We start from the raw sequence: 17,706 nt of genomic DNA on the forward strand, positions 1-17,706 counted from the left end.
TAACTATAAATTTTTAAAAGACTGTTGAAAACGATAAAAAACATAATAATGATAGTTAAAAAAATAGATCCTATTTTTTTTGTTATGTTATTTTTTTTCCTGTTGACGAATTGTCAAAAAGAACAAATTGTTCAAAAACCTAATGTACTACTTATTTGTGTGGATGACCTTCGTCCAGAGTTAAAGAGTTTTGGAGCAGAGTATATTAGCTCACCTAATATTGATGCTTTAGCGGAAAAAGGAATTATATTCCAAAAACATTTTGTAAACTCACCAAGTTGTGGTCCGTCTAGATATACCTTATTAACAGGGCAGTATGGACCAGCAGGAAACGATGCTCTTTTTAGTAGAGCAAATAAAATAAAACAAGGCACTCAAAAAGTAGGTAAAAGTATCCCAGAGTGGTTTAGTACATTTGGCTATACAACGGTTTCGGTTGGAAAAGTATCCCATCATCCTGGAGGAAGAGGCGGAAAAAATTGGAATGATAGTACAAAAGTAGAGATGCCCAATGCATGGGATAAGCATTTGATGCCAGTTGCGGAATGGGAACACCCACGAGGAATGATGCATGGATTAGCTAATGGTGAGACTCGATTAAAATCAGCCAGTATGGATGTTTTTCAAACAGCAGAAGGTGACGATAACATTTATCCAGATGGAGCAATTACAGATGAAGCTGTCAAACAACTAGGAGCACTTGCCAGTAATGAAGAAAAACCATTTTTTATTGCTGTTGGAATTATTAAACCGCACCTGCCTTTTGGTGCACCAAAAACATATTATGATAGATATGATGGTGTTGACTTTTCCGAAATAAAACACCCTCAAAAACCGAAAGGAAGAACAACATGGCATGGGTCTGGTGAATTTATGAAATACAACCGTTGGGGTAAAAACCCTAATAAAGATGCTGATTTTGCGAATGAGGTTCGTCGTCATTATGCTGCATGTGTCAGTTATGCTGATGCCCAAGTTGGTAAAATTCTTGCAGCATTAAAAAAAACAGGAGCAGATAAAAATACTATTGTTGTACTTTGGGGTGACCATGGTTGGCATCTAGGAGAACATGCGATTTGGGGTAAACATAGTTTGTTTGAGGAATCGTTGCATGCACCTTTAATAATTCATTACCCAGGAATGAAACATGAAGGTACGAATACAGATGCTATTGTAGAAACAGTCGATATTTTTCCGACGTTATGTGATTTAGCTGAAATTGAAACCCCTGAGTATGCTCATGGTACGTCTCTAAAAGAAATATTAGTAGACCCGAATGCTGCGGGTCACTATGCCATATCCTATAAAAATAATGTTTCAACCATTAGAACTTCAACGCATAGAATGACATTACATCAGGATGGATTTGTGGAATTATATAATCACACAACAACAGAAAAGGAAACTAAGAATATTGCCGAAGACTACCCAGAATTAGTTAAAGAGTTAAAAGTGAAGTTAAGAACTAGGTTAAATCTAAAGTAAAAATAAATAAAATAATGATAAAAGTCGGATTATTTGGAATAGGATTAGACACCTATTGGCCTCAATTTGAAGGCTTGCTAGAACGTTTACAAGGTTATCAAAGCCAAATTGCAGATAAGATGGAAAGTTTTGGTGCTGAGGTTGTAAACGTTGGTTTAGTTGATTCGCCGATTGTTGCAAGAGAAAAGGCACAAGTATTAAAAACGGAAGACGTCGATATTCTTTTTCTATATGTCTCAACCTATGCGTTATCGTCAACAGTTTTACCTGTAGTTCAAAAAGTAAAATGCCCAATAATTATATTAAACATACAACCTGTTGCAGCTATAGATTACGATAGTTTTAATGCATTAGGTGACAGAGGCAAAATGACAGGCGAGTGGTTAGCGCATTGTCAAGCCTGTTCTGTGCCAGAATTAGCAAATGTTTTTAATCGTTCAGGAATAGATTATGAATTTGTAACAGGCTATTTAGATGAGCCACAAGTTTGGACGGAAATTCAGGATTGGATAGATGCAGCTCGTGTGGCCTCAGTAATGCAAAATAACAGACTAGGTGTTTTAGGACATTATTATGGCGGTATGTTAGATGTGTATTCTGATTTAACCAAACAATCTGCAGCGTTCGGAACACACATAGAAATTGTTGAAATGTGTGAATTAAAAAAGTATCGAGATGCAGTTACAACACCTGAGATAGAAGAAAAAATATTAGAATTTAAAAATGTATTTGAAGTTGTTGATGCTTGTGAAGAAGATGAAATTATTCGCGCAGCAAAAACATCAATAGCCTTAGATAAATTAGTAGACAATCACGATTTGGGTTCTTTAGCCTATTATTATGAAGGTGAAAATGCTAACGAATATGAAAATATAGTAACCTCAGTCATCGCAGGTAATACCTTGTTAACGGGTAGAAATGTGCCAGTTGCAGGAGAATATGAAGTCAAGAATGCCCAAGCCATGAAAATTATGGATGCCTTTGGTGTTGGAGGTTCGTTTTCTGAATTTTATGCGATGGATTTTAATGATGATATTGTGATGTTAGGCCATGATGGTCCTGCACATTTTGCAATCGCAGAAGGAAATGTTCAATTAGTGCCATTACCAGTGTATCATGGAAAACCAGGGAAAGGGTTGTCTATTCAAATGACGGTAAAGCATGGACCAGTTACACTCTTGTCTGTTGTTGAAGGTAAAGATGATGTGTTTTTATTGGTAGCAGAAGGAGAATCTGTTGAAGGTCCAATATTACAAATAGGTAACACAAACAGTCGTTATCGTTTTTCAATAGGAGCTCGTACTTTTATGAACGAATGGTCTAAACAGGGACCTTCTCATCATTGCGCTATTGGAGTAGGTCATATTGCCAGTAAAATAGAGAAGTTAGGAAACCTTTTAAATTTACGAGTGGTTCGTATTTGTTAATTAATTTAAAAATATCTTTTATTAAAAATCATTTTCAAATGATAAAAATTATACGATTAATCTTAATAGTTCTATTAAGTCAAGCTTGTGCTAACAAACAAGAATCTTCAGTTCCAAACATAATTATCATAAACGTTGATGATATGGGTTGGAAAGATGTAGGTTTTATGGGAAGTAAATATTATGAAACACCAAACATAGATTATTTATCGAGCTTAGGTATGGTCTTTACAAATGGTTATGCATCAGCTTCAAACTGTGCACCTAGCAGAGCGTGTTTAATGACTGGGCAATGGACACCACGTCATGGGATTTACACGGTTAGTCCTTCAACACGTGGGAAATCTGAACACAGAAAATTGATTCCAACAAAAAATACACATACACTATCCAAAAAGCATACTATTTTACCAGAGGTATTACGTGAGAATGGATATGTCACGTGTCAGGCAGGAAAGTGGCATTTAAGCGATAATCCTATAGAATATGGGTTTGATGTAAATATTGGAGGGGGGCATAATGGCTTGCCTAAAAGCTATAAACCACCTTATAAAAATGTAACAATTGAAGGCGTTTCTGATAAATATTTAACGGATGTCATAATGGAAAAAGCTATACATTTTGTGGATACCGTACAAAAACCGTTCTATCTTAATTATTCGCCTTATGCCGTTCATGTACCTATAATGCCAGTGGATAGTATTTTGCCTAAATATGAAAAAAAGGCACCATGGAATGGTCAGGGAAATCCAGAATATGGGTCTATGGTAGATAATTTAGATAGAAACATAGGGTTACTTATTGATAAACTAAAAGAAAAACATCTTTTTGATAATACCTTGATTGTTTTTACTTCAGATAATGGAGGTTTATACGGGATAACCAAACAAAAACCATTACGAGCTGGAAAAGGAAGTTATTATGAAGGTGGTATTAGAGAACCATTTTTCTTTGTGTTAAACAATAAAATTAAACCAAATTCTAAGAGCGATGTACCTATAACAAACCTAGATATATTTCCAACAATCTTAGGCTATGCAGGCATAAAAAACGCTAGCCTAAATTTAGATGGAAATAATATCTCTTCAATATTAGAAGGAAAAGAGGAAACATTAGAACGTCCTTTATTTTGGCATTTTCCTATTTATTTACAAGCCTATAATGTAAATGATAATGAAAACAGGGACTCTCTATTTAGAACACGACCAGGCTCTTTAATACGAAAAGGCGATTGGAAACTTCATTATTATTTTGAGGATAATGAGATGGAATTGTATAATTTATCTGAAGATATTGGTGAACGCAACAATTTAGCTAGAGCAAATCCAAAAAAAACAGAAGCACTTTTAGCGGATTTACAAAAATGGTGGAAAGCTACAAATGCGCCAATACCCAAAACCAAGAACCCAGAATTTACAAATTAAATTTTAATAAGATCTTTAAAAAATCATGCAAACAATTTTAGGAGTAATATTCCATTCATTAGGCGGAGTCGCTGCAGGAAGTTTTTATATGCCCTACAACAAAGTAAAAGGTTGGGCTTGGGAAACCTACTGGATGGTAGGAGGCGTTATGTCTTGGCTCATTGTGCCACCAATTGCTGCCTATTTAACTGTTCCTGGTTTTATGGATATCATCACGGCAAGCTCAAATACTATTTTAGGATTCACCTTTTTAATGGGATTACTTTGGGGAGTTGGAGGTTTGTCCTATGGTCTAGGTGTACGGTATTTAGGGATGTCTTTGGGTAACTTAGTGGTACTCGGATTTTGTGCCGCTTTTGGAGCTATTGTACCATCCATATACTACAATTTTAAACCAGAAGTCGGTAAAGTGTCATTTACGGATATGTTAGGTTCTTCAGGAGGTCAAATCGTACTACTTGGTGTTTTAATTTGTTTATTCGGCATTGCTATTTGTGGAAAAGCAGGCATGTTAAAAGAAAAAGAGCTCTCGGACGAAGAAAAGAAAAAAAGTGTTTCAGAGTTTAATCTGGTAAAAGGATTAATAGTTGCTATTCTTTCAGGAATTTTAAGTTCATTTTTTAGTTTCGGAATAGAAGCAGGGAAACCTTTAGCGGATGCCGCAATTACTGCTGGTTACGACAGCTTGTTTGCAAACAACGTAACTTTTGTGGTGATACTTTGGGGAGGATTAGCGACCAATTTAATCTGGACAACCCTATTGAGTATCAAAAACAAATCCTACAAAGATTTTACAAATAAAACGACACCAATACGAAGCAACCTGTTGTTTTCGGCTTTAGCAGGAACTGTCTGGTTTTTGCAATTCTTTTTCTATGGAATGGGAGAAAGTAAATTAGGAAATGGTGCTAGTTCTTGGATTCTTCACATGTCAACTATTATTTTAACCGCAAACCTTTGGGGAATTTATAGAAAGGAATGGCATGGTGTTGCCAAAAAAACGAAAACTACGATTACAGCAGGTATTGTTGTTATTATTTTATCTGTAGTACTTGTAGGTATTGGGAATTCGATTTAGATTGAGACTACTTTTTACATGAGAGTACAGGATAAAGAAGCTTGAAGATTAGTTTAATTTTCAAGCACTAAAGCCAACAAAAAACAATTCACGAAATGATAAAGCAAAACATCTACTTTCTACTATTACTCATATTTTGTTTTTCATGCGATAAGAATAATGAGCAAAACAATGCGCTAATATTTGAAAAACTATTAGTAAACGCTAAAGAAAATCCATCAACTATTGAGACCAAACAACCATTGTTTTCATGGATTGTTGACGCTGAGGGATACAATAAATCCCAATCCTCATATCATATTCTAGTAGCATCTTCAGAAGATAAATTAAACGAAAATGATGCTGATGTATGGAATTCTAAAAAAGTAGAAAGCGATAAATCAACCTTTGTAAAATATCAAGGAAACCCTTTAGAGGCTTTACAAAGCTATTTTTGGAAAGTAAAGATTTCGGATAATCAAGGTACTGTTTCAGACTGGTCTAAAATTCAAAAATTTGAAATGGGACTGATTGATGAAGCTAATTGGGGAGATTCAAAATGGATCATTTTAAATAAAGATACTAGAACTTCAGAACACCGTTTTAGAGCCTACAAAACAGGGAGGATGAAAGAACCTCAAACTGTTGATGGTTTTGCAGCAAGCTATTTTAGAAACGAGATAAATGTTACTAAAACTATTAAAAACGCTCAAGCTTATATCTGTGGATTAGGCTACTATGAGTTGTATCTGAATGGTGAAAAAGTAGGCGACCATGTATTAGACCCAGCACCATCTAATTACGATAAGCAGGCGTATTATGTCAATTATGATATTACCGAAGCGCTTAAATCCGGTAAGAATGCATTCGGAATTATAATGGGAAACGGATTTTATGGTCAGAATATTTCTTGGAAACGCGACCCAGAATCCAACAAAGATTTAGCTTACGGACCACCAACGGTTAAGTTATTAGTCAAGTTAAAATATGATGATGGTTCTGAAGCCGATTTCTATACAGATGAGACTTGGAAAGAAGCCACAGGACCAATTGTATTCAACAATATTTATGGTGGAGATACTTATGATGCAAATTACGAATTAGGCAATTGGACTAATGTTGATTATGAAGATGCCACTTGGGGAAACGCCAAAGTAACAGCGCCAAAACTCAAAAAAATAAGTGCACAGCAAATACCACCAATAAAAAAACTCAAAGAGTTAGAACCGCAAAAGGTTTTTAAAGGTACAGATGGTGAATGGATTGTAGATTTTGGGCAGAACATTGCAGGTTGGGTTAAAATCAACGTTCAGGAAAAGAAAAACCAGCTTATTGAAATCATTACAACAGAAGCTTTGTTAACCAATGGTAAAGATATTTTTAAAGGCTCAACAGGTGGTGGTGCTAATGGCATGCCACAGATTTACAAATACATCTGCAAAGGAGATGGCATAGAATCTTGGGAGCCAAAGTTCAGTTATCACGGATTTAGATATGCTAAAATTAAAGGTGTTTCAAGTAAGCCAGATGCCAATATGATTAAAGCGGTTTTAGTGGCTACAGATATTCAAGAAACAGGAAGTTTTAGTTCTTCAGATGAACTCTTAAATAAAATGCACAGTATCAGTAAATGGACGATTGTAGATAATTTACATGGCATTCCAGAGGATTGTCCACATCGTGAAAAATGCGGTTGGTTAGGTGATGCGCACGCCTTTTGTGAATATGCTTTGTATAATTATGATATGTATGCTTTTTATAAAAAATACATGGAAGACATACGTACGCAAATGCGACCAACTAAAGGCCATAACAATCCAGAAATTAAGTTTCAAGTCCCTACGATGATTGCACCTGGGAAACGTACGTCAACTTATGCAAAAATAGATTGGGGTGTGGCTACGATGTATTTGCCTTGGTATAATTATTTACACTATGGAGATGATGCGATTATAAAAGAATACTATGAAGACATGAAAAACTTGACGGATTTCTACTTAAATTTTAAAGGTGAAAATGGCATTATGCAAGATGGAATGGGAGATTGGTGTCCACCACTTTGGGATAGAAGAAAGAATCCTAGTGCTATGGAATGCGACCCTATTATTTCTGCTAATGCCTATTTCTATGATGTTTTAGGGATTATGGAACGTTTTGCTAAAATGAATAATGATGGTGTTTATGAAGCACAAATGAAACAGGAAAAAGAGGCCTTGAAAAAGGCATTTAATAACGAATTCTTGGTTGCTATTCCTAATACAAATCACAAATGGTATCAAAGTCAGACAGCAACCGTTCAAGCTTTACAATTTAATATGGTGCCAGAGGATAAAATTGAAACTGTAGTCAATGGTTTGGTTCATAATATCGTTGAAGTTAAAGGTGGACATCATTCCACAGGAATCCACGGTAATCGCTATATCTACACCGTTTTATCCAAATACGGAAAGGCAGATTTGGCATATCAAATATTAACAACACCAGATTTTCCGAGTCAGACTTATGTTATGAATTCAGGCTTTACGACTTGGCCAGAACGCCAGTTTGAATGGGAGAAAATGGAAGGACCAACCAACTCATTAAATCATCCCATGCATAGTGGTTTTGCGACTTATTTTTATGAATCCTTAGGAGGTATTAAATCATCAGAATCAAATCCTGGATATAAGATGTTTGTGGTTAATCCAGAATTCCCAAGTGAAATAAGTAGCACAACAGTATCGGTTCCTTCACCTTATGGTGCTATAAAAAATGAATGGAAAGCGGATGAAGGTCTTTTAAGTATGAACCTTGATGTACCATTCAACACAAAAGCGAAGCTTGTAGTGACGTCTTCAGAACTCGAAAATCTAGAAATAAATGGTAAATCAGTTGAAGATTTTAAAAAGCAAAATACACTAGAAATTATAGAAGATGCTGTGATTTTGGGTTCAGGGAATTATAAGATTGAATATTTGAAAACTTCAATATGAAAAAGGGTAGTTTTTACGTTGTAATAGCCTTATTATTTAGCCTTGTGTTTTGTTTTTCATCGTGCAAAAATGAAAATACAGTTATAAAAAAGGAGAATACATTTCAATCCATATTTAACGGTAAAGATTTAGAAGGATGGAGTGGAGACCCTAAATATTGGAGAGTTGAGAATGGTGTTTTAATTGGAGAAGTGACACCAGAAACAATTCTAAAACGTAATTCTTTCGTCATTTACAAAAAAGAACAACCTGAAAATTTTGAGCTAAAGTTAGAATATAGAATAACCAATTCAGGAAATAGTGGTATTAATTATAGAAGCGAAACTATTGATAATATACCTTTCGCATTAAGAGGTTATCAATGTGATATTGATGGCAAAAATAGATATACGGGTCAAAATTACGAAGAGAAAAAGCGAACGACATTGGCTTATTATGGTGAAATTGTAAACATTCCACCGATGCCTGATAGTATACCCAAAACTGACTTGCACAAAAATGTAAAGAAAAACTGCTGGCAGACCAGAACGATTACAGAGACAAAATTAAAATCGAAGCTGAAATCACTAATAAAGTCTAATGACTGGAATAGCGTTCACCTCATAATAAAAGGTAATAAAATGCAGCATTATGTAAATGATGTGTTGTTTAGTGAGGTCAACGATTTGGATGAAATTAATAGGTCTTTAAAGGGTAATATTGGTGTTCAAGTACACGTTGGGCCACCTATGAAGATTGAATACAAGAATATAAAATCAAAACATTTGTTATAAATCGATAATTTCCATATTTGATTTCAAAGAATGTAATAAAAACAAATAAAATAAAGTTGGATAATATAAGGCTAACTCTTATCGTATTCCTTTTTGAATTCCCCTAACATGTCTTTAATAATGGTCTTAGGATTACCCTCGGATAGGCTTTCAAACGAAACATAACCACGAAAATCGTGTCGCCTAATCATGGCGGCCATTTTCTTCATATCTGTAGGTGTTTTTACTTGATTGTAATAGACATGTTCTTTTATAAACCAATAATTGGCGTAAGGAGCCAATTTTTCTGTTTCGGCATAAGGATCGCTCGTAGTTCTAAGTCCAGAAATATCAAGGATAAGACCAAACCATTCAGAATCTACGCGTTCGATTATATCAATAACTTCATCTGCCGTAAATAAGAACTCATTATGGTTTTGTAAAGCAGCGATGACACCAACGTCTGCACCATGTTGGGCACATTCTTTAAACGCATCAACCAACCACTTTTTTACTTGCTCTTTAGTGTGTCCTACAGGTTGATTTCTCCCTGTGAAAATACGTAAAATAGAGGAGCCAATGGTAGAAGAAATATCTAGCCAGTCTTTAATCATTTTCAAATCTCGCTTTCTAGCTTCTGCGTCTGCTGTCACGAAATTGTTTCGTATACCAGTCCAGGAGATATTAAGACCAAGTTCTAATGCTCGTTTTTTTAAAGCAAAAATCTCAGGTTTTTTAGGAAGTTTAGGATAAGATGAGAAATAATATGCGGTCAGATCTACAGCGTTAAGACCTATATCTGCAGCAAATTCCATCATATCAAAGAGGTCCATTTTACCACTTCGAAACTCATCATTGAAGGAGTATGCGTTAACGCTGTACTGCAAACGTTTTGAAGATGCAGTTTCAGTTGTTCCTTTAGAAGAAGTAGCACTCAATAATGTAGGAAAAGATAGCAGTGCAGGTACTACTGCCAGTTTTCGTATGGCGTCCCTTCTGCTCTCTTTCATGATATTTTATAATTGATTAAGTCTAAAAGCTAAGATCGTTATCGGCTAAAAAATTCTATTAACTCAGAAAATTTATGACATTCTAGTTAGAATAATAATATTTACAGTTAATTTATTTCAGCTTTAGTATACTCGGTATCTGCCCATCTTATTTGTGCTCTACCGCCTTTAACGCGATAAGCTCCATATCTAATACCAGATTCTGTACCTCTATCTGGTTCTGGAATATTCCAGTTAAAAGCTTCTCCTCCGATTACGACGTCACAATAATGTATTTTTAAAGCAGGGTTACTAGGGTCTTCTCTAAAACCTACCTCTAGCTCAAAGTCAATTTCTTCATCTTTGTTTACTTGCTTTAGAAAAACAACTTCTCTGTCACTACCAGAACCACCACGCACTAGTATTCGTTCAGCATAAATATCGAACGCTACTTGCTTGTCCGCATTGATACCTGTACCGTAAACTGGATGTGCTCGATATAAACAGATTGCAGGATCTGGAGGCCCTCCGCCACCTGTGTGTTTTCCTTTGGCCTGTGCGATGTATGTTCCATCTTGACCAAAAGAACCAGCATCTCCTACTTCTAGAATTCTAACGGTCCCAGTAAATCTCGCATAACTTCCAACTCCTGTGGCTTCGGATCTACTTAAGGAACGTTCTATCCTTGGCTGCAAGGTGCCTGGTGCATCCCAATGGTTAGACCCATCAGTAATATTATAAACGCCCCAAGTTTTATCATAAACAGTACTTTCAGAATAATCGGAGTAGCAACTTCTATCGTCAGCAGTTCCGACATTAACAGGGTTTGATATATCTACATCTCTGGTATCGTTATTTTGGAATTCACCTGAAGATGGACAAGCTAAATCCGTGCTTATATCTTCATCAGCCGCTATAGCAACAGGGTCTGGATCTGGATCTGGGTCTGGATCTGTATCAGGATCCGGGATTTCATAAACAATCCCTTCTTCAGAAAATCCAAGACCATCTTTTGTACAAGAAGAGAAGGATACAAAAATAATTAATAAGGCTATCGATCTTAGCTTAATTTTCAAATTCATATTTTTCATATTTATTCTATTTTTATCAAAAATAAATAAATAAAATAAACGAACCATCCTGAACTATACTGATTGAATATCTAATATATGTATTTTATTAAAAATCCCAACAGGATAGAACAGGATGCTAGTATTGCCATATGTAAATATCTTTAAAAAAGATAATTTTTTATTTGAGTTAGCCACTTATTTAATTAGGTCGCAGGAGTGATTTTTCGACCTAATTAAAAATTTTAACTTTTGATGAAACTATTTAACTTTTTAGTATTAACTACTAAACATAAATATGAAACTGTACTTTTTTACACTTTTTTTATGTGTGCCTTTTATTTTTTTGGCACAAATTAAGCATGGATTAAGAGATGATACAGGACGTCATATTATTCCAAGAGGATTTGTAGTCAATACGAACGATCATAAAGGCGAGGTGTTTTTTAATAGTGATGACTATGTCAGAATGGTAAGAATGGGTGCCAATACACAAGTCATCCGTTTAGAGCTGGGAAAACTCAGTGAGTTTCCAGGAGGTCAACTAGAACCAGGTTATCTTAAAAAATTAGATACGTTAGTTACTCTAGGTAGAAATCATGGTATTAAAACGGTCTTTAAAATGACGGTTTATGGTGTCGATAAATTTGTATGGGAAGAGTTTTGGCTTAATAAAAATGGAGAATACAACACTTATATTGATGCATGGAAAGTGATTTGGAATAGATTTTCAAATGATGATTCAGTTTTCGGTTACGATATAGTTAACGAGCCTAGGAAGTTAACTATGGACATCTCTTATGAGGATTTAACCAATAAATACCTCATTCCTCTTTATCAAAGAATAATTGACGAAAGTCAAAAAATTAATCCAGATAAAATGATTTTGTTTCAATCTATCTTTATGAATAAAGGAGATAAGGTAGATAAAAATCAATATGCAGAAATAAAACCGCCTATCAATAGAAAGAACATCATTTTTGCACCACATATATACCAAAATGATATTGACTTTATTAAGCAAAACATGGATCGGTTTGATAAAGAATCAGATATGTTAAACGCACCAATTCTTATTGGAGAATGGGGTTTTCCAACATTCGTAACAACAGATACATTGATTGATGGCAAATTGGGACAATTAAAATACCGAGAGCTTTATATTAGAACTGCTGAAGTTTTTGATCGCATGGGAGTAGGTTCTATAAAAGCTTGGTTTTTGGGGAATAGAACGATGCAAAATTTTCTGCCTGGTGAACCGTCAACTTGGTCTATTTTTAGTGATAGTACAGATGCTGGTACTGTAGAGCGTAAATATATTACCGATGTTATATCAAGACCGTTTCCTCAAGCTATAGCAGGAAATATTCAATCCTTTTTATTTAATCATGCAACCCGAACACTGGAATTGAATATTAAATCGGATAACAGTAAAGGTGCATCAAAAGTATTTATTGGTGCTAATCGTCATTATCCAGATGGTTTTTCAATTTTAATTGATTCTGATATTGTTATGTATTATAATCCATTAAAAAACGTAGGATTGGAAACTTATAAATCACCAAGTAATTTTGATCCCTCTAATTATATTTGGGATGCTAATACTCAAAAGTTGGTGATTTTAAAATGGCCAAAAAATCAAGAATATTTAAATATTAAAATCGTACCAGGAATACGAAATTTTGACTAACAAACTAATTAGATAAGAATGAAGAAATTATTGCTAGTTATAAGTGTTGTAATCATATTTTTCGGCTGTAAATCAGAGTCGAGTAATCAGCAAATAACAAATAAGAAAGATAAGGAAATTGCTGAAAAAGTAGAGACTCTTATCAGTAAAATGACCTTAGATGAAAAAATAGCTGAAATGACCCAAGATGCACCAGCTAATGAACGCTTAGGTATTCCGTATATGAAGTATGCAGAAGCATTACATGGTATGTGGCTTGTACTCGATTATTATGGTAATACAACTGTTTATCCACAAGCTATTGCAGCTGGCTCTACTTGGGAACCTGATCTCGTTAAAAAAATGGCTTCCCAAACAGCAATAGAGGCACGTGCTTTAGGTGTTACACATTGTTATTCACCTAATTTAGATGTAATTTCTGGTGATCCAAGGTATGGTAGAGTAGAAGAATCTTATGGAGAAGATCCTTATTTAGTATCAAGAATGGGTGTTGCGTTTATCGAGGGTTTACAAGGTGCTGGCGATGAGCAATTTGATGAGAATCATGTAATGGCTACCGCTAAACATTTTATTGGCTATCCAGAAAATAGACGTGGTATTAATGGTGGTTTTAGTGATATGTCAGAGCGTCGTTTACGCGAAGTTTATCTACCACCTTTTGAGGCAGCTATAAAGGAAGCAAAGGTAGGTTCTGTTATGCCAGGTCATCAAGATTATAACGGAATTCCAAATCATATGAACACCTGGTTACTAAAAGATATTTTGCGTGATGAATTAGGTTTTGACGGTTTTATTATTTCTGATAATAATGATGTTGCACGATTAGAAACCATGCATTTTATTTCTGAATCTAGAGCAGAATCAGCTATCTTAGGATTAAAAGCTGGTGTTGATATGGATTTAGTTATAGGTAAAAGTATTGATCTATCATCGTATCATTCAAATGTTTTAAAGGATACAATAATCAAGAATCCGGAATTGGTAAAGTATATTGATAAAGCAACTTCCCGTATTTTAACAGCAAAATATAAATTAGGTTTATTCGATACAGAACCAAAAGAGATTGACACAGAAACTGTATATGCTAGTAAAGAGGAACACCAAGAGTTTTCTTATGAAATGGCAAAGAAAGCCATGATTTTATTAAAAAATGAAAATAATTTGTTGCCGTTAGATATCAATAGCATTAAATCATTAGCAGTAATTGGGCCAAATGCACACGAAGAGCAACCAGCAAAAGGAACCTACTCTTTACTAGGTGGTTACTCAGGATTACCACCATATTATACATCTGTTTTAGAAGGATTAACTAGCAAGACAGAAGGAAAAGTAAAAATAAACTATGCTAAAGGTTGTGATTTGTTGAGCAATTCAAAAGAAGGTTTTTCTGAAGCTATTACGGCTGCAAAAAAATCGGATGCTGTTGTGCTTGTAGTTGGTGGTTCACGTAGAACAGGAGGTGAAGGTGTTGACCGTTCAAATTTAGATTTGTATGGTGTTCAAAATGAATTGGTTGAAGCTATCCATAAAACAGGAAAACCAGTTATTGTGGTTTTAATCAATGGACGTCCTTTAACAATTAACTATATTGCAGAGAACATTCCATCAATATTGGAGACTTGGTATTTAGGTATGCGTTCTGGTGATGCCATTGCAGATGCTATTTTTGGAGATACCAATCCAGGTGGAAAACTTACTGTTTCGTTTCCTCGACATGTAGGTCAAGTGCCAGTAACCTATCTTGAGCGTCCAGATTTTATAGGTTCGGGTAAAGGTCTCTATAAAGATGCTGATAAATCTCCATTATATCCATTTGGTTTTGGATTGAGTTATACAACCTTTAAATATGGTACACCAAAATTAGAAAGTACATCAATCACTACAGATGGTGCAACTAAGGTTTCAATTGATATTACAAACACTGGAGAAAGAGAAGGAGATGAAGTGGCGCAAATGTATGTTAGAGATGATTTTGCTTCGGTTGGACGTTACCTAAAAATGTTAAAAGGTTTTGAACGTGTTACTCTGAAACCTGGTGAAACAAAAACAGTGAGTTTTAAATTAGGTTTTGATGAGCTTAATATATTGAATCAAGATATGAAAAAGGTTGTTGAGCCTGGTACATTTACAATCTCAGTAGGGGCATCTTCAGCAGAAAAAGACTTACAAAAAGTAACACTTAAAGTTAAATAAATTAAACACAATTCTTTGTAATATTCTATAGTCATGAAAAAAAATACAATAAAGATTGCGCTTCTGTTTATACTTACATTAGTATTTAATCAAACGTTCGCACAAACAGCAACTTGTGATGGAATTCTACCTTTTGAAGAACAGAATGGCCTATTAACAATAGAGATGGAATCTGGTGTCTTATCTTCTGGGTCAAATTGGCAAACTGGCAGTGAAGCTGATCCTAATTTACCTGGATCGACTATAAATTATATATATTGGGATGGAGCACAGTCTTTCAATTCCTTAACTGGAGCTCCAATAACTTACAACATAAAAATTAATAATCCTGGTACTTACAGACTAACATGGCGTGGACGAATTGGTACAGGTACTTCAGCAGGAGAACACAATGATGCGTGGCTTCGTATAGTAGCAGATGACTTTTATGCTACCAATGTAAACAATTCAACCGCTACTCCTCAGTTAGAGCCAAATCCTAGTTGTATTAGCAATCCTAATAGAGATTGTCCAGTAGGTTCTAGTACTAATGGGTATTTTAAAGCCTTTATGAATAAACACCCAGTAAACCTCCCAGTCGATGAGCGTTGGGGTTTCGTTACTAATACAAACGATGGTAATTCTTTTAGGTTTATATGGGCAACTTTTAATGCTCCAGGTAACTATTCCGTAATTGTAGATGCCAGGTCTAGTTTCTTTTTTATGGATAAAATGGTATTGAGAAGAACGGATATTTCTAATAGTACAGCGCATAATTTAAATAATTCAGAATCTTCCTGTTATAGTGTGCTATCTGTAAATGATCTAAACAAACGAGAAACAAAAATTTACCCAAACCCAACAATGGGGAAAATAGAAATTAGTAACCTACCTATCAATTCTAGTTTAACTATTTTTAATATTTCTGGAGCTATCCTTAAGGAAGTAAACACAACAAAATCATCAGAAATCATTGATATTAGTGATTTAGAAAGTGGTATTTATTTTATATCCAATTCTGATAAAAATAATTATTTCGTAAAAAAAATCGTTAAAATATAAACTCACTAAATTGTAAGTTGATTAAGGTTTTTAGAAGTTTACTATTAATAAGTGTAATTCTTTTTTTTAATTGTAAAAAAAAGGAAGTAACTAATTATGTTAACCCCAATATTCTTTTCATTCTAGTTGATGATCTAGGTTACCATGATTTAGGAATTACTGGCAGTACATTTTATGAAACACCATACATAGACCAATTAGCAAACCAATCTATGATGTTTACTAATGGCTATGCAGCTAGTCGTGTATGCAGTCCATCTCGGGCTAGTATCTTGACAGGTAAATTTACCGCACGTCATGGCATAACTGATTGGATTGGCGCAAAAACAGGTGAGGGTTGGAGAACCAGAAATAGACATGATAAACTATTACCTGCCGATTATGTTCGCGCTTTACCAAAGAAAGATGTGACGATTGCAGAGGCTCTAAAAGAAAATGGTTATAAAACCTTTTTTGCAGGGAAGTGGCATTTAGGTGGAGTAGGCTCTTACCCAGAAGACCATGGATTTGATATTAATATTGGAGGCATAGAAGCAGGTTCGCCTAGAGGTGGTTTTTTTTCACCTTGGAATAATCCTAAATTGCCAAACAAGGAAAAAGGAGAAAACTTAACAAAGAGATTGGCAGAGGAGACAGTAGATTTTATTAGTAAACATAAAGATTCAACATTTTTTGCATTTTTGTCGTTTTACGCAGTGCACGCACCTATCCAAACAACAGAAGGTAAATGGCGTAAATACAGAAATAAGGCTGATAGTATGGGAATTGCAGAAAAAGGATATGTGATGGAACGTGTATTACCTATTCGTCAAGTCCAGGACAATCCTATTTATGGAGGTTTGGTAGAAACCATGGATGATGCAGTAGGTATTGTTTTAAAAGCACTTGAAGCCAATGGAGTAGCAGATAATACTATTGTGGTTTTTACATCAGACAATGGTGGAGTGGCTTCTGGAGATCATTATGCGACCAGTAATTTGCCTCTAAGAGGTGGAAAAGGGTATCAATGGGAAGGTGGTATAAAAGCACCATTTTTTATTAAGGTACCTCGGTTGAACAATGCTGGTTCTAAAACAGATTATCCAGTTATTGCAACCGATTTTTATCCAACGCTTTTAGATTTATCAGATTTACACCTTAAAGAAGAACAGCATTTGGATGGCATAAGTTTGACACCCTTACTAGAAGGTAAAGATATCAATATAAATAGACCATTGTATTGGCATTATCCACATTACGGTAATCAAGGTGGGGAACCTACGTCTGTAATTCAACAAAATGGCTGGAAGTTGATTCACTATTGGGAAGATGGACATGAAGAACTTTATAAATTGCCATCAACAGAACATGACACGTTAAATGTAATTACTCAACATTCAGAAATAGCCACAAATCTTAGTGGAAATTTAATGTTGTGGTTAAAAGAAGTCAATGCAAAATTCCCAACTAAAGACACTGAATACGATAAGGCAAAAGCCGAAAGAAGGAAACTAAATACCATAAACAGGAAGTGGTACTCATTAGAAAAGAATAGAATGGATATGCTTTCCAAAGATTTTCAACCTAACGAAAATTGGTGGAAAACCAAGGTTACTATTAATTAATA

At 34.8% G+C, this 17,706-nt stretch carries 12 protein-coding genes; 10 read left to right on the forward strand and 2 right to left on the reverse strand.

What is annotated here, in order from left to right:
* The first annotated feature begins 48 nt into the window (after nt 1-48).
* The 6 genes from SJY17_RS05825 to SJY17_RS05850 all read left to right on the forward strand — a co-directional run bounded on the left by SJY17_RS05825 (nt 49) and on the right by SJY17_RS05850 (nt 9,138).
* Nucleotides 49-1,485 (forward strand): sulfatase, encoded by a 1,437-nt coding sequence (locus SJY17_RS05825; RefSeq protein WP_397364550.1) that lies wholly within the window; start codon nt 49-51, stop codon nt 1,483-1,485.
* A 14-nt stretch (nt 1,486-1,499) separates the two neighbouring features.
* Complete coding sequence (locus SJY17_RS05830) at nt 1,500-2,912, forward strand: hypothetical protein (protein ID WP_397364551.1); 1,413 nt, start codon at nt 1,500-1,502, stop codon at nt 2,910-2,912.
* A gap of 38 nt (nt 2,913-2,950) precedes the next feature.
* Nucleotides 2,951-4,336, forward strand: a complete 1,386-nt coding sequence (locus SJY17_RS05835; protein WP_397364552.1) for a sulfatase — start codon at nt 2,951-2,953, stop codon at nt 4,334-4,336.
* Between the two features lie 25 nt (nt 4,337-4,361).
* Complete coding sequence (gene rhaT, locus SJY17_RS05840; protein WP_397364553.1) at nt 4,362-5,414, forward strand: L-rhamnose/proton symporter RhaT; 1,053 nt, start codon at nt 4,362-4,364, stop codon at nt 5,412-5,414.
* A gap of 95 nt (nt 5,415-5,509) precedes the next feature.
* Complete coding sequence (locus SJY17_RS05845) at nt 5,510-8,365, forward strand: alpha-L-rhamnosidase (RefSeq protein WP_397364554.1); 2,856 nt, start codon at nt 5,510-5,512, stop codon at nt 8,363-8,365.
* The gene (locus tag SJY17_RS05850) at nt 8,362-9,138 is read left to right on the forward strand and encodes a DUF1080 domain-containing protein (RefSeq protein ID WP_397364555.1); all 777 of its coding nucleotides are present in this window, start codon (nt 8,362-8,364) and stop codon (nt 9,136-9,138) included. The genes SJY17_RS05845 and SJY17_RS05850 overlap by 4 nt, the downstream gene beginning before the upstream one ends.
* 71 nt (nt 9,139-9,209) lie before the next feature.
* On the opposite strand, the gene SJY17_RS05855 is transcribed toward SJY17_RS05850, so the two are convergent.
* Nucleotides 9,210-10,127: a sugar phosphate isomerase/epimerase family protein gene (locus tag SJY17_RS05855; protein WP_397364556.1), complete on the reverse strand. Its 918-nt coding sequence runs from the start codon at nt 10,125-10,127 to the stop codon at nt 9,210-9,212.
* Nucleotides 10,128-10,234: 107 nt separating this feature from the next.
* Nucleotides 10,235-11,188 (reverse strand): hypothetical protein, encoded by a 954-nt coding sequence (locus SJY17_RS05860; RefSeq protein WP_397364557.1) that lies wholly within the window; start codon nt 11,186-11,188, stop codon nt 10,235-10,237.
* 286 nt (nt 11,189-11,474) lie between these two features.
* Here SJY17_RS05860 and SJY17_RS05865 point away from each other — a divergent pair, with 286 nt between their 5' ends.
* Genes SJY17_RS05865 through SJY17_RS05880 form a run of 4 tightly spaced genes read left to right on the forward strand, consistent with a single transcriptional unit; the run spans nt 11,475 to nt 17,704 of the window.
* Entirely contained in the window at nt 11,475-12,866 is a 1,392-nt protein-coding gene (locus SJY17_RS05865; protein WP_397364558.1) for a cellulase family glycosylhydrolase, read from the forward strand.
* An 18-nt stretch (nt 12,867-12,884) separates the two neighbouring features.
* Nucleotides 12,885-15,059, forward strand: coding sequence for a beta-xylosidase (locus SJY17_RS05870; RefSeq protein ID WP_397364560.1), 2,175 nt, complete (start codon nt 12,885-12,887; stop codon nt 15,057-15,059).
* 33 nt (nt 15,060-15,092) lie between these two features.
* Nucleotides 15,093-16,100, forward strand: coding sequence for a T9SS type A sorting domain-containing protein (locus SJY17_RS05875; protein ID WP_397364561.1), 1,008 nt, complete (start codon nt 15,093-15,095; stop codon nt 16,098-16,100).
* A gap of 17 nt (nt 16,101-16,117) precedes the next feature.
* Complete coding sequence (locus SJY17_RS05880; protein WP_397364563.1) at nt 16,118-17,704, forward strand: sulfatase; 1,587 nt, start codon at nt 16,118-16,120, stop codon at nt 17,702-17,704.
* The last annotated feature ends 2 nt before the right edge of the window (nt 17,705-17,706 follow it).

Origin of the sequence: Olleya sp. R77988, assembly GCF_044594215.1 — a bacterium.
GTDB lineage: Bacteria > Bacteroidota > Bacteroidia > Flavobacteriales > Flavobacteriaceae > Olleya.